At 36.7% G+C, this 14,993-nt stretch carries 10 protein-coding genes; 9 read left to right on the top strand and 1 reads right to left on the bottom strand.

The window, feature by feature from the left end; genetic code table 11:
- The first annotated feature begins 36 nt into the window (after nt 1-36).
- Nucleotides 37-1,119 carry a uroporphyrinogen decarboxylase family protein gene (locus PHE88_00880; protein ID MDD5686374.1) on the top strand — a complete coding sequence of 361 codons (1,083 nt, stop codon included), beginning with the start codon at nt 37-39 and terminating at the stop codon, nt 1,117-1,119.
- 181 nt (nt 1,120-1,300) lie between these two features.
- A complete protein-coding gene (locus tag PHE88_00875) occupies nt 1,301-2,023 on the top strand; it encodes a pyridoxine 5'-phosphate synthase (GenBank protein MDD5686373.1) in 723 nt (240 codons plus the stop codon).
- Between the two features lie 35 nt (nt 2,024-2,058).
- On the opposite strand, the gene PHE88_00870 is transcribed toward PHE88_00875, so the two are convergent.
- The gene (locus PHE88_00870) at nt 2,059-2,229 is read right to left on the bottom strand and encodes a hypothetical protein (protein MDD5686372.1); all 171 of its coding nucleotides are present in this window, start codon (nt 2,227-2,229) and stop codon (nt 2,059-2,061) included.
- 45 nt (nt 2,230-2,274) lie between these two features.
- On the opposite strand from PHE88_00870, the gene PHE88_00865 reads away from it, so the two are divergent.
- The 7 genes from PHE88_00865 (at nt 2,275) to PHE88_00835 (ending at nt 14,938) form a co-directional block, all read left to right on the top strand.
- A complete protein-coding gene (locus PHE88_00865; GenBank protein MDD5686371.1) occupies nt 2,275-3,879 on the top strand; it encodes a FlgO family outer membrane protein in 1,605 nt (534 codons plus the stop codon).
- Nucleotides 3,880-3,971: 92 nt separating this feature from the next.
- A complete protein-coding gene (gene glmS, locus PHE88_00860) occupies nt 3,972-5,801 on the top strand; it encodes a glutamine--fructose-6-phosphate transaminase (isomerizing) (protein ID MDD5686370.1) in 1,830 nt (609 codons plus the stop codon).
- A 183-nt stretch (nt 5,802-5,984) separates the two neighbouring features.
- A complete protein-coding gene (locus PHE88_00855; GenBank protein MDD5686369.1) occupies nt 5,985-6,836 on the top strand; it encodes a BRO family protein in 852 nt (283 codons plus the stop codon).
- Between the two features lie 295 nt (nt 6,837-7,131).
- Complete coding sequence (locus PHE88_00850; protein MDD5686368.1) at nt 7,132-9,891, top strand: type I restriction-modification enzyme R subunit C-terminal domain-containing protein; 2,760 nt, start codon at nt 7,132-7,134, stop codon at nt 9,889-9,891.
- Nucleotides 9,892-9,924: 33 nt separating this feature from the next.
- Nucleotides 9,925-12,201: a P-loop NTPase fold protein gene (locus PHE88_00845; GenBank protein ID MDD5686367.1), complete on the top strand. Its 2,277-nt coding sequence runs from the start codon at nt 9,925-9,927 to the stop codon at nt 12,199-12,201.
- 2 nt (nt 12,202-12,203) lie between these two features.
- The gene (locus PHE88_00840; protein ID MDD5686366.1) at nt 12,204-13,493 is read left to right on the top strand and encodes a restriction endonuclease subunit S; all 1,290 of its coding nucleotides are present in this window, start codon (nt 12,204-12,206) and stop codon (nt 13,491-13,493) included.
- The gene (locus PHE88_00835) at nt 13,493-14,938 is read left to right on the top strand and encodes a class I SAM-dependent DNA methyltransferase (protein MDD5686365.1); all 1,446 of its coding nucleotides are present in this window, start codon (nt 13,493-13,495) and stop codon (nt 14,936-14,938) included. Before PHE88_00840 ends, PHE88_00835 begins: the two co-directional genes overlap by 1 nt.
- Nucleotides 14,939-14,993: the final 55 nt, after the last annotated feature.

Genomic DNA, 14,993 nt, shown 5'->3' with positions numbered 1-14,993 from the left:
TGCCCTTGGCAAGCCTGACTTGTGACTTTGTATAGATTGAAAAATAAAAATATGGGTGAAATGACATCATTTGAACGTTTTAAAAGAATGTTCGAACACAAAGAAGCAGACCGTATACCCGTAATAGATGACCCCTGGAGTTCTACAATAGAAAGATGGCATAAAGAAGGAATGCCTGAAAATGTAAATTATGTAGATTATTTCGGACTTGACCGTGTTGCAAATATTGATATTGACATTAGTCCAAGATACAAGACAAAAATCATAGAAGAAACAGAAGAGTATAAGATACATACTACAGAATGGGGTGTTACCCTGAAACAGTGGAAACACGCCGGTTCTACTCCGCAATTTTTAGATTTTAAAATTAACAGTAAAGACGAATGGCTCAAAGCAAAAAGCCGGATGGCGCCAACTTCAGATAGAATCAACTGGAATAAACTTAAGAAAGATTATAAGAAATGGCGTGAAGAAGGTTATTGGATACAAGCGCGTTTATGGTTCGGTTTTGATATAACACATTCCTGGGTTATCGGGACAGAGAGACTGCTTATGGCTCTGGTTGAAGACCCTGAATGGTGCTCTGATATGTACAACACATTTCTGGATGATAATTTAGCACTTTTGGAAATGATTTTGGATGCCGGGTATAAACTTGACAGTATATTTTGGTGGGATGATATGGGATATAAAAACCACCAATTTTTTTCTCTTAAAACTTATCGCGAACTTTCAAAACCGGTCCACAAACGGGCTATTGATTGGGCGCATTCAAAAGGAATTAAAGCACACCTGCACTCTTGCGGCGACATTAATCCTTTAATTCCGGAACTCGTTGAAATCGGTTTGGATGCATTAAATCCGCTTGAAGTAAAAGCCGGGATGGACCCTGTTCAAATTAAGAAAAAATATGGTAATGATTTGGTCCTGCATGGCGGTATAAATGCTGTTCTTTGGGATAATACAGAGGCGATAAAATCCGAAATGAATAAAGTGGTGCCGGTGATGAAAGAATTAGGAGGATATATCTTTTCTTCGGACCATTCAGTCCCTTCAAGCGTAAGTCTTGAAAATTTCAAGCAAATTGTAGATTTAGCAAAAAAACTGGGAGAATATTAAGTTTTAACAAATATCGCGTAGGGGTGAGCCTGCTCACCCTCAAATTAAAGATTATTTTTTGTTCTTAATTTGTAGTTGCCGAGCTTGCTCGGCTTGTTGTTAGTTGTTGTTGTTGTTTTGAATTTGCCTTAAGTTGTAGTCGCACGCCCTTGGCGTGCTTAGGAGATATCTTTTTAATTATATGGTAAAACTCGGAGTAAACATCGACCACATCGCTTCAATAAGAAATTTAAGGAAAGGCTGCTTTCCTGACCCGGTTTATGCTGCAAAAATCGTAGGTAAAGCGGGTGCCGACGGCATAACCTTTCACCTGCGGGAAGACAGGAGACATATAACTGATGAAGATGTTAAAAGATTAAGAAAAGAAATAAAAACAAAACTGAACCTCGAAATGTCAATTGCTCCCGATATTGTAAAGTTTGCGAAGAAGATAGGACCTGATGATGTATGTCTTGTCCCTGAAAAAAGACAGGAATTAACGACAGAAGGCGGTTTGGATGTTGTTTCAAATAAAAAAATGATAGGAAGAGTAGTGGAAGAATTAAAAAACAAAAAAATATGCGTCAGTATTTTTATCGACCCTGATTTCCGCCAGATTGACGCAGCAAAAGATATTGATGCTGATTTTGTCGAGCTTCACACCGGTTCCTACGCTAATGCGCCGAACGAAGTTAAAAGAAGAAAAGAACTAAAGAAAATCCAAAACGCATCAAAATATGTTTTACAGCTTGGATTAGGTCTCAACGCCGGTCACGGACTTGATTATGAAAATGTTAAAGATATAGCCAAAATAAAAGGAATGAACGAGTTAAACATAGGTTATTCCATAATATGCCGTTCAGTTTTTGTAGGCTTATCCAACGCAGTAAAAGAAATGAAATCTTTAATAGACTCAGTATCATAAATCTTTTGTTTTTTAAGTAAGCAGAGCAACAATGTTTATGTAGCAGCACCGCCTTGCGGTGCAGCCCTTAGTTTTTGTAAATTTGAATTTTTTTTAATTTGTAGCCGCAGAGCAAAGCTCTGCTTGTTCTTGTTTGTAGTTGCCAAGTTTACTCGGCTTGTTGTTAGTTGTAGTAGCTTGCCCTCGGCAAGCACATGCTGTTCCATAAAGCACGCCAAGGGCGTGCAACTACTTAATCAAAAGGAGTATCCATGCGACTTTTTAAAATATTTTTTTTAATTATTTTTACTTTTTTATTCTTTTTCAACACCATTAACGCTGACCCCCTTAAAGATTTATCTCGAAAACTTGAAAAAAGCTTTTCTGACCAACCCAACAAAAAAGTAGCAGTCTTAAGCCTCCCTTATCCGGACGGTGCTTTAAGCAGCGGCTCAACTATTGTCCAGGAACGTCTAACCACGTTTCTTGTTGAAAGTAAAAAAGTTGAAGTTATTGAAAGAAACCTGCTTAAGAAAGTTTTAGAAGAGATGAAGCTGGAAATGAGCGGAATAACAGATATCAAGACAACTCAGGAAATAGGTAAACTGCTCGGCGTTAATGCGATTATAACAGGAACATTGAACGATATCAGCAGCAGTAAAACAGAAGTCAATGCGCGAGTTATCCAGACCGAAACCGGTAAAATCCTTGCAGCAGGTCAGGCAGTTATAAAAAAAACATGGACCGATGCACCTGTCAAGCCATCGGGTACAACAACTGTTCCTACTACATCAACAACCACAACACCAAATAATTTTCTTGGAAAACCGCTGGTTCAAATTGCTATTCTTTTAGATACAAGTAATAGTATGGACGGGCTTATTAACCAGACAAAAAGCCAACTCTGGAAAATAGTCAACGAATTATCTTCAGCTGAAAAAGGTGGGGACAACCCGATACTTCAAGTAGCTCTTTATGAATACGGTAACGCCGGTTTAAGTGCCGGAGAAGGATATATCCGCCAGGTACTTCCTTTTACTACCGATTTAGATAAAATTTCCGAAAGCCTTTTTGCTTTAAAAACCAACGGCGGACAGGAATATTGCGGGGCTGTTATAAGGGATGCAGTTAACGGGCTTAAATGGGACAATCACTCGGACGTTTATAAATCAATTTTTATCGCCGGCAATGAACCTTTTACTCAGGGTACTGTTGATTTCAGAGAATCTGTTACATCAGCAGCCGGAAAGGGAATTATTGTAAATACTATTTTTTGCGGCAGATACCAGGAAGGTATCGCAACACAATGGAAAGCAGGTGCTGAAACCGGCAATGGTGAATATATGAACATTGACCAGGAAGCACAGATAGTTTCCATAAAAGCCCCGCAGGATGACGAAATACAGAAATTAGGCAAAGAAATAAATAAAACAAATATCCCATACGGAACTGAAGGACAAAAAGCAAAAGAGATGCAAGTTACACAGGATAGAATGGCGGAATCGTATGCCGGCGCGGGCGCACCGACCCAGCGTGCTTTATTCAAAGCAAGTTCACAATACAGCAATGCCTCATGGGACGTAGTCAGCGAAGTTGAAAGCAAGAGATTGAAAGTAGAAGATATAAAAAAAGAAGACCTTCCTAAAGAGCTACAATCAATGACCCGGAAGGAACTAAGCGATTACATCCAGAAAAAAATCATCGAGAAAAAAGAAATCCAAAAGAAAATCACTGAATTAAGCGAAGCCCGCAGAAAATATATAACCCAAAAAGAAAAAGAGACAGTAAAGGGTAATAATACCCAAACTCTAGACCAAGCAATGCTAAAAGCAATCCACACCCAAGCCGCTAAAAAAGATTTCAAGTTCAAAGATTAACTAGTTGAACGCGTAGGGGTGGGCTTGCCCACCCGAAGTGATGTTAATGTAGTCGCACCGCCTTGCGGTGCATCTGTTAGGGGTTTTTAAAAATGTGCGGAATAGTCGGATATATCGGTGATAAAATTGCCTCAGACGTAATCTTCAGCGGATTAAAACGTCTTGAATACCGCGGTTACGATTCATCCGGCATTGCTACAATCGAAAACGGAAAAATAAAAACCACCCGCGCAGTCGGCAAAATAAAAAACCTTGAAACAGTTATCAAACAAGAAAAGTTTTCAGGCACAGTAGGCATCGGTCATATCCGCTGGGCGACCCACGGCAGACCTTCCGAAGAAAACGCACATCCCCATACTGACTGTTCCGGTAAAATAGTAGTTGTCCATAACGGTATTATTGAAAATTACAGGCAGCTGAAACAGGGACTTATTTCCGAAGGTCACAAATTCCTGTCCGAAACAGACACAGAAGTAATTGTCCATTTAATAGAAAAACATTACAAAGGCGACCTCTTGTCAGCAGTAAAAACAGCAGTTACCCATCTTAAAGGTGCATATGCACTTGGCGTAATTTCACAGGATAATCCCGATGTTCTGATTGGCGTCCGTTTTGACGCACCATTAGTCGTCGGTCTATGTGATAATGAATATTTTATCGCATCAGATATCCCTGCACTGCTTTTAAATACCAAAAAGTTTATATTTCTTGAAGATGGCGATATTGCAGAATTAAAGAAAGACGGTTATAAGATTTATGATAAAACAGGCGGAGTTTGCGAGCGGAAAATAAATACAATCGAATGGGACTCCTTAATGGCTGAAAAAGCCGGCTACAAGCATTTTATGCTCAAAGAGATTAACGAGCAGCCCCAGACAATAGAAGATACATTTCGCGGCAGGATAGCTGTTGAAGATGTAAGCGAGTTTTTTAACGAGCTGAAACTAAACCCGGAACTGATACGTAATATAAATCGTGTTTCCATAGTTGCCTGCGGAACATCATACCACGCCGGCTTAATCGGTAAATTCTTATTTGAAACAATTGCAGGAGTATCAACAGAAACAGAAATCGGTTCCGAATACAGGTATCGCGATTTAATCATAGATGATAAAACACTCGTCCTGGCAATAAGCCAGTCCGGGGAGACAGCAGATACAATCGCTCCCTTAAGGGAAAGTAAAAAATTCCATTCAAAAACGCTCGCAATATGTAACGTAATGGGTTCAACAATCACCCGCGATTCACAAGCTACTATTTACACAAGATGCGGTCCCGAAATCGGAGTTGCATCCACAAAAGCGTTTACAGGACAACTCACAGCAATTTATCTTTTGGCGTTATATTTTGGTATAGTCAGGGGAAAAATAACAAAAGATTATGCAGTAAAGTTTATCGATTCACTGATTAAAATCCCGCGAGATATAACCAATATATTAAACAGGGAACAGGAAATAAAAACAATCGCAAAAAAATTCTTTAAAAAATCGCATTTTCTTTACCTGGGCAGGGGACTTAACTACCCTATCGCCCTTGAGGGTGCCCTTAAACTTAAAGAAATTTCATACATCCACGCCGAAGGTTACCCTGCCGGCGAAATGAAACACGGACCAATCGCTTTAATTGATGAAAACATGCCTGTCGTCTGCATTGCAACACATGGTAAAGTATACGAAAAAATCCTTTCAAACATTGAAGAAGTCAAAGCCCGTGAAGGAATAGTCATAGCAATCGCCACAGAAGGCGACGAGCTGATAAAAGGAAAATCCGACCACGTTTTCTACGTCCCCAAAACCGACGAATTGTTATATCCCATCCTAACCGTTATCCCGCTCCAGCTCTTAGCATATTATATAGGTATTCTACGCGGCTGTGACGTAGACCAACCCCGAAACCTAGCCAAATCCGTCACAGTTGAGTAGATGGTCGCTGTCTTAAGCGTCTGCTTTTTGTAGCAGCAGGGTCTTACCCTGCTAATAGTTTTTGTTGAGGAATACCGAGTTTCTATTTAGTCTCAAAAGTTGTACTTGCCGAGCTTGCTCGGCTAATAATTAAGTATTGTATCCCCAAAATTAAAATTATGAGTAAAATATAGGAGAATCAAGATGTTGAGTAATTTAGCAATCTTTGAAAATTTCAAAATCCGTCGGCTTTATGATGAAAAAACTGAAACATGGTATTTCTCTGTTGTGGACATTATTGCTGTTTTAACGGAACAGCATGAACATAAGAAAGCTCAAAGTTATTGGACGACATTGAAAAACCGATTAAAAGAAGAAGGAAGTGAGGTCGTCACAAAATGTGACCAACTGAAAATGGAAGCGTCTGACGGGAAGAAATATATTACTGATGTTGCCAATCCTGAAACACTTTTACGTCTTATCCAGTCCGTTCCAAGTCCAAAAGCAGAACCAATAAAAATGTGGTTAGCTAAAGTTGGCTATGAAAGAATGCAGGAAATGGCAGACCCTGAAAAGTCGTTAAACAGAGCCAGAGAAAACTGGCAGAAACACGGAAGAAGCGGGAAGTGGATACAACAACGAATGATGGGGCAGGAAACACGAAATAAATTAACTGACTACTGGAGCAAGCACGAAGTAACCAAAGAAGAAGAGTACGCGATACTTACTAACATAATACATCAGGAATGGTCAGATGTTACAGTAAATGAACACAAAAAAGTCAAAGGTTTAAAGACGCAAAACTTAAGGGACCATATGACCGAAGCAGAACTTATTTTTACCGCTTTAGCAGAATTATCTACCAGACAAATAGCCGAAACAATGATTGCCAAAGGCATGACAGAAAACAAAATAGCCGGTAAAAAAGGCGGTGGCATTGCCAAGAAAGCAAGATTAGAATTGGAAGAAAAAACCGGCAAAAAAGTAATATCTAAAGAAAACTATTTACCTTTAAAAAAGGATAAAGCGATAGAGGGACATAAAAATAAAAAATAATAAGAGGGGCATATAATTCAAGAATCAAGACTTGACCCCGCAACTGTCAGACTCTTGTCATGCCCTTCGTAGCTGCAGGGTCTTACCCTGCTAATTGTCCTAATAAAAAGTCACTGTCCTCTTTAATATAGGGCTTGATGTCACCCTTGAGCTAAAGGCGAAGGGTCTAAAGTAAAAGGTCGTTGTTGTATTTGCCGAGCCTGACTGCCGTTAGGCACGCTTACTTGGTTAAAAATCAAGTGTTGTGTCCCCGGATTCAAAATAAATAAAAATATAAAGACAAATAGGATTTTAAATGGGAAATAAACCGGAAGACAAAGCAAGAGAGAAAATAGATGAACTTTTAAAACAGTCCGGATGGGAAATTCAGGACATAAAAGAACTGAATATTCATTCATCATTGGGTGTTGCCATCCGTGAATTTCCACTCAAGGTAGGGACAGCTGACTACCTTCTTTTTGTAGCCGGAATCGCTATCGGAGTAGTAGAAGCAAAAAAAGAAGGCACAACATTAAGCGGTGTTGCAGAACAATCTGCAAAATATACAACTGATTTGCCCGACAATCTACCTCATGTAAAAGAACCTTTGCCTTTTGCATATGAAAGCACCGGCGTAGAAACATATTTTAGGGACAACAGAGACCCCGACCCGCGTTCAAGACGGGTTTATAGTTTTCACAGACCCGAAATATTAAAAGAAATCTACGAACAATCAGAAACCCTAAGAACAAAACTAAAAAAAATACCGCCGCTAATCACCCAAGGATTAAGAAACTGTCAAATAGTAGCAATAAAAACACTTGAAGAATCTTTTGCAGACGACCGTCCTCGTGCTCTTATACAAATGGCAACCGGAAGCGGAAAAACATACATGGCAGTCAGTTCTGTTTACCGCTTAATAAAACACGCAGACGCAAAAAGAGTACTTTTCCTTGTTGACAGAAACAACTTAGGACGCCAAACACTAAAAGAGTTTCAGCAGTACATAACCCCCGATGACGGCAGAAAATTCACCGAACTTTATAATGTTCAACACTTAAGCACAAACAAAATAGACAAAGTCAGCCGCGTCTGTATTACCACAATACAAAGGCTTTACTCAATGCTCCGGGGTGAACAGAATTTTGATCCGGAATTAGAAGAGCAATCTCTTTACAATATGACCACAAGCAATGAAATTTCTAAAGATGTAGTATATAATTCCGAAATCCCGATAGAAACTTTCGACTTCATAATTACCGATGAATGTCACCGCTCAATATACAACCTCTGGAGACAGGTATTGGAATACTTTGACGCTTATATAATCGGACTTACCGCAACACCTTCTAAACAGACACTCGGTTTTTTTAATCAAAATCTTGTAACGGAATACACACACGATAGAGCAGTGGCAGACGGTGTAAACGTCGGCTATGAGGTCTACCGAATAAAAACGGATATAACCGAAAGCGGCAGCAAAGTAGAAGCCGGATACTATGTGGACAAAAGAAACAAGCAGACAAGAAAAACCCGTTGGGAAAAACTTGACGAAGATATGGTCTACGATGCCGGTCAGTTGGACAGGGATGTAGTCGCCCAAGACCAAATAAGAACCATAATCCGTGCCTTTAAAGAAAACCTCTTTACGGAAATATTTCCGGGAAGAACAGTTGTTCCTAAAACCCTGATATTTGCCAAAGATGACTCTCACGCCGAAGACATCGTTCACATAATAAGGGAAGAATTCGGCAAAGGCAACGACTTTTGCAAAAAAATAACCTATCGGACAACCGGCGAAAAGCCCGAAGACCTAATAGCAGAATTCCGAAACTCATACAATCCGCGTATAGCAGTAACCGTAGATATGATATCCACCGGAACGGACATAAAACCCCTTGAATGTCTTTTATTTATGCGGGATGTAAAATCAAGAGTATATTTTGAGCAGATGAAAGGCAGGGGCACAAGAGTAATAGAATCAACGGACTTCCGAGCTGTTACACCGGATGCATTCAATAAAACGCATTTTGTTATCGTAGACGCAATAGGTGTCTGCGAAACCGACAAAACCGATTCCCGCCCAATGGAAAGAAAAAAAAGCATACCGTTTGATAAACTCTTAATGGATGTCGCCTTAGGTAATCGTGACACAGACACCCTCACAACACTTGCCGGACGACTGGCAGGTTTAGACAGAGAAATCTCAGAAAAAGACAGGACAGAAATAGAAAAAACAGCACAAGGCAAAACACTTAAACAGATAATAAATACCATCTTGGATGCCATTGACCCGGACAAACAAACAGAAAAAGCAAAACAAAAACATAAAATAGCCGAACCTACAAAAGAACAGATAAAAAAAGCAACCGAAGAACTAACAAAAGAAGCGTGTACAATATTTGATAACCCGAAATTCAGAAATATACTTATTGATATAAAAAAGAGAAGCGAACAAGTAATAGATACAGTCAGTATAGATAAAGTAACTTTTACCGGCTATGATGAACAGGCAAAAGAAAAAGCAAAAAGCATAATTGATACATTCAAGAAATTTATACAGGACAACAAAAGTGAAATCACGGCATTGCAGATGATTTACAACAAACCCTACACAAGCAGGCATATAACTTATGAACAAATAAAGCAACTTGCAGAAGCGATACAAAAACCTCCATATAATTTAACATCGGAACAACTTTGGTCTGCTTATGAAAAATTGGAAAAGTCCAAAGTAAAGAAAGTGGGACCACATAAATTACTTACAGACATAATTTCCTTAGTCCGTTTCACAATAGGCGAAAAGAAAATCCTTGAACCGTTTGAATATACTGTTGCAGAAAACTTCAACAACTGGCTTACGGAACAGGAAAAAACAGGCAGGAAGTTCACACCGGAACAGATGGACTGGCTTATAATGATAAAAAATTACATAGCGACTTCATTCTTAATTGAAGAAAGCGATTTTGACAACACTCCCTTCTTTGAAAAAGGTGGAAGAATAAAGGCACAGAAGGTGTTTGGGAAAGAACTGAAAAATATAATTCAGAATATGAACATAGTATTAACAGAGTAGATATGTGAAGATATATTATAAGAGAGGTGCAAAATGATCATTAAATTAAAAAAAGATTGGGATGTCCCTATCCAACCGCCTATTTACGAATCGAAAGGACATGGTTATTTTGCCGGGCGTGAAAGGGAAGTAGAATTACTAATAAATGAAATTTTGCACAAAAATCAAGGTTCTATTCTAGTAAGTGGTTATAGGGGTGTTGGAAAAACTTCTGCTGTATATAAAGCTCTTTTAGAAGCTAAGAAAAAGCAAAAAGATATTCGCATAGTGTTAATGAACGCAGCACAGTTGGAGGCCGAATCTACTAAGGAAGATAATGAAGATGATAATATATTACCTGAAAAAATAATACAAAATTTAATTCGTAGACTTTATTCTTCTATGCAAGATGAAAAACTAAAAAAAGGTGATTTAAATAAAAAAATTGAAAATCTGTATAGAAAAGCTGTGGCAAGCGAATTTAAGTTGAGGGAAAATTACCAACACTTATCGGAAAAATCAGATGAACAAATAAAAGAAGAAAATAGAGATATTTTATTTTCCGAAAATAATATTAAACACATAATACTTGTTTTTTCATGGACTTTAGCAGTTGTATTTCAGGTATATTTATCCACAAAAATAGTTTGGTTAGATAAATTACTTCCTCTTTTATTTGCATTGCCTATCCCGTTTACATTTAATCTATGGTATAAAAAAAGGAGAACAAAAAGAAATATTGATTGCACAAAGGAAGAAGCAGGAGCACTTTACGAGTATGATAATAGTATTAGTAATCTTGAATTTGATTTGGAGAATATTCATAAAGAATTATATGGAAATGGTATTAAATTGGTTTATGTAATCGATGAATTAGACAAGCTTGATACTGAAAAATTAAAAGATGTTTTGAAGTATTTCAAAAATCTTTTTACACTTTCAAAAGCAATATTCATTTTTGTTAGCGGAGAAGAATTTTTTTCTTACATAATAGCAACTAAACCAGAAAGACCAGAGTTTTATAGATCCAAAGAATATACGTATTTTACTTCAAAATACTTTTTTGCACGTCCTCTTTGGAATGACTTGAGCAAATATTTAGATGATATCGTCGAAAGTAAAGAACTAGGTAATATTGAATACGAAATATTAAAGCACTCATTTGTATTTGATTCTATAAATGATTTTTTTGATTTAATTAGAGTCATAAAAGATAACATTACAGGTTTTGACGAAAATGGATATAGCATTATTAAGATAGATAAACTTGAACAAGATGTAATGTTAAAAGCGAGATTACATAAATCAATTACTTTAATATTTGAAGAAAAATATCTTGCCCACGAACCATCAAAATGGCATGAAAATGAAAATATTCTTAGGACATTATATTCACATGTAAGAGATAATATCTCTTCCAAGTATTCCGGACAGAAATTCAATGATATTAATAACGATACGCCAATTGCCTCTGCGATAAGAGATTTCAATGCGCTTATCTATAGATTGGGTGCCTTAACTATAATTACTGAATCGCAAGAAAGTATAAGAGGGCTATTGGTTCCGATTAGAGCTTATCAATACATCGGAAATGTAGAAAATGACCCACCAATAAATCTTACTGTGCCAAGTGAAATAGAAAAAAGATTTATCGATGAATTTAAAAAATATTGCGACTATATCATTTCAATAAATAATATTTTATTATTGCAACAGGGAAAACAGGAAATAAATAATGAAATATTTTGGAAAAATTCAAGTGGCTATGTTCATACTATAAGTGATTTAGGTTTTGATGCGTCATCCCAGTTTAATTCACATTTCACTATCTACCAAAACCTTATATCAAGAATACCTCCTTATCCTTATAAGAGAGAAGATATTGAACAAAGAACAGAGCAAATTATAAGTCATACGAATAGTATGTTTGCAAATTTATATATAGTTTTTGATCGTATAACTCGTGACCTCTATAGTAATTTAAACCTTAAAAATCAACAGCTTTCCCAAAATGGAAATTTATTTGTTGGATCTGCTGACCAGGTAAGAAAAGTAATTCTTAATTATGCTCATGTTGTGTTGTTCAATCAACAATACTCTCGGCAGATTATTTTTATTCCTTTTACTCAAGCAATTATTAATAGTTTAAAGCAAATATCAAAAGTAATAGAAGATAATGCTGCAACGCATAAAATATTTGTTATAGGAAATGTAGAAGAAAAGATACGGATTAAAGGGATGTATGTGAGCAATTGCAGTACACCAGATATTCTAGTTTCTTCAAGTAAATATTATTTTGAGCAATTAAAAAACGAATTCTTTAAAATATGAGAATGCCTAAGAATTGGGAAACAGCAACAATTGCTGATGTGTGCGAAGATACTCAATATGGATATACAACAAGTGCATCTGACATGGGAGAAATACACTTGTTAAGAACCACCGATATAACATCCGGTAAAATAGATTGGGATACTGTTCCTTTTTGTAAAGATGTTCCTGCCGAACTAAATAAATACCTGCTTAAAAATGGTGATGTGGTAATTTCGAGAGCTGGTTCTGTAGGGTATAGTTTTTTAATTGAAAATCCTGAAAAGGCAGTATTTGCATCATATCTTATTAGATTTATCCCGCGAATAAATAATAAATATTTTGCATATTTTCTAAAAAGTCCATTTTATTGGAATCATATTTTAGAAAAAAGTATTGGTATTGCTCTTGCAAATGTAAACGCTACAAAGCTTAAAAATATACCAATTCCTATTTCACCGTTGCCGGAGCAGAAACGGATTGTGAGGAAAATTGAGGAGTTGTTCAAGGAATTGGACGAAGGGGTGGAAATACTTGAAAAAATGCAGGGGCAGATAAAACAATACCGACAATCAGTATTAAAACAAGCCTTTGAAGGAAGATTGACAAATAAAAATATTAAAAATAGAAAATTGCCAAAGCATTGGATTTTAGTAAAATTAGGTGATACAGTTAAAAAAGTAGAAAAAATAAATAGACGAAAAATTGACGATGAGTATGTGTTTAAATATTTAGATATTGGGAGTATAGATAATTCAACCAATAAAATTATAAGTTATAAAGAATATAAATGGAAAAATGCTCCTTCTCGTGCTCAACAAATATTGAAATACAGAGATATTTTATTCTCTACAGTAAGAACTTATTTAAAAAATATTGCTCAAGTTGCAGATACTAAATTTAATGATCAAATTGGCTCTACTGGATTCACAGTTATAAGGACAAGACAAGATATATTATTGCCAGAATATTTATTTCAATATGTCTTATCGGATAAGCTCATACAACCATTGAATGATTTGCAGACAGGATCATCTTATCCTGCGGTTCGAGATAGCGATGTTTTTAATCAAATAATTCCTATTTGTTCAATTAAAGAACAACATCAAATCGTAAGGGAAATTGAAAGCCGGTTTGCCTTAGCAGACGAATTAGAAAAAACTGTTGAGTGGTCGCTAACGCAAGCGGAGACATTACGACAAAGTATTCTAAAAAATGCTTTTGAAGGTAAACTTGTTCCACAAAATTCAAAAGATGAACCGGCAGAAATATTACTTGAAAGAATAAAGAAACAAAAGGATAAGAAAAACTAATGACTAAAGAATCGGTTACGATTGTCCAGCGGTTGTGGAATTACTGCAATGTGTTAAGAGATGACGGTGTAAGTTATGGCGACTATGTGGAGCAGTTGACTTATCTGTTGTTTCTAAAAATGGAAGATGAGATGGTTAAAGAAAAAATAAAAAAATCTTCAGAAATACCAAAAGGACTTGACTGGCAAAGTTTGGTAACAAAGGATGGAACTGCTCTTGAGAACCATTATAGACGTATATTACAGGAACTTGGCAAAGAAAAGGGATTATTGGGTGTAATCTTCCGTAAGTCACAAAATAGAATACAAGACCCTGCAAAATTAAAGCGGTTGGTGGAACTTATTAATTCCGAGACGTGGATAGGAATGGATATTGATGTAAAAGGCGATATTTACGAAGGTCTCTTGCAGAAAAATGCCGAAGATACTAAAAGCGGCGCCGGGCAATATTTTACACCTCGCCCATTGATTAGGGCGATGGTAGATGTAATGAAACCCGAATTGGGAATGAAAATATGCGACCCTGCTTGTGGCACCGGTGGTTTTCTACTTGCTGCCTATGAATATTTATCAAAAAAGAATCTGGATAAAGACCAAAAGAAAATATTAAAGTCAAAAACTTTTAAGGGTTGGGATATAGTAGATGGAGTTGCCCGGCTTTGTGTAATGAACCTGTTTTTACATGGTATAGGTGGAGATGAAAGCCCAATTATTGTTAGCGATGCTTTAGCATCCGATTCCGGTGACAGATTTGAAATGGTGCTTACCAATCCGCCTTTTGGTAAAAAAAGCAGTATCACTATTGTAAACGGAGACGGCAAAGCAGATAAGGAATCGCTTGTTTACGGAAGACAGGATTTTTGGGCAACTACTTCAAATAAACAACTTAACTTTTTACAGCATGTGAAAACCATATTGAAAGAAAATGGTAAAGTAGCAATAGTCATTCCTGACAATGTTCTTTTTGAAGGTGGGGCAGGGGAAACAATAAGAAAGAAACTGCTTGATACTTGTGATGTTCATACTTTACTGCGGTTACCGACCGGAATATTTTACGCACAGGGAGTTAAGGCGAATGTGCTTTTTTTTGACAAAAGAAAAGCAAGTGAAAAACCATGGACAGATAAACTTTGGATTTATGATTTAAGAACCAATATGCATTTTACGCTTAAAGAAAACACTTTAAAATACGAACATCTTGAGGATTTTGTAAAATGTTATAATGCAAATAATAGGCATAACAGGAAAGAAGCAAAAAGATTTAAAAGTTTTAAATATAACGAATTGATAAGGCGGGACAAGACCAATCTTGATATAATCTGGCTTAAAGACGACAGTATTATGGATTTGGAAAATCTACCCGCTCCCGACATCATCGCCAAAGACATCGCAAAGAATTTAAATATTGCATTAAAGAAATTTAGCAAAATTGCAAAAGATATATAAAAAATGAAATAATGCCCATACGTGGGTATTGTAAGCGAAAGGATTTATATTTTTT

The sequence above is a fragment of the Elusimicrobiota bacterium genome, assembly GCA_028718185.1.
In the GTDB taxonomy this organism is placed as follows: domain Bacteria; phylum Elusimicrobiota; class UBA8919; order UBA8919; family UBA8919; genus JAQUMH01.
Note: the sequence above shows the minus strand (reverse complement) of the source record. Positions and strands in the feature narration are given on the sequence as shown.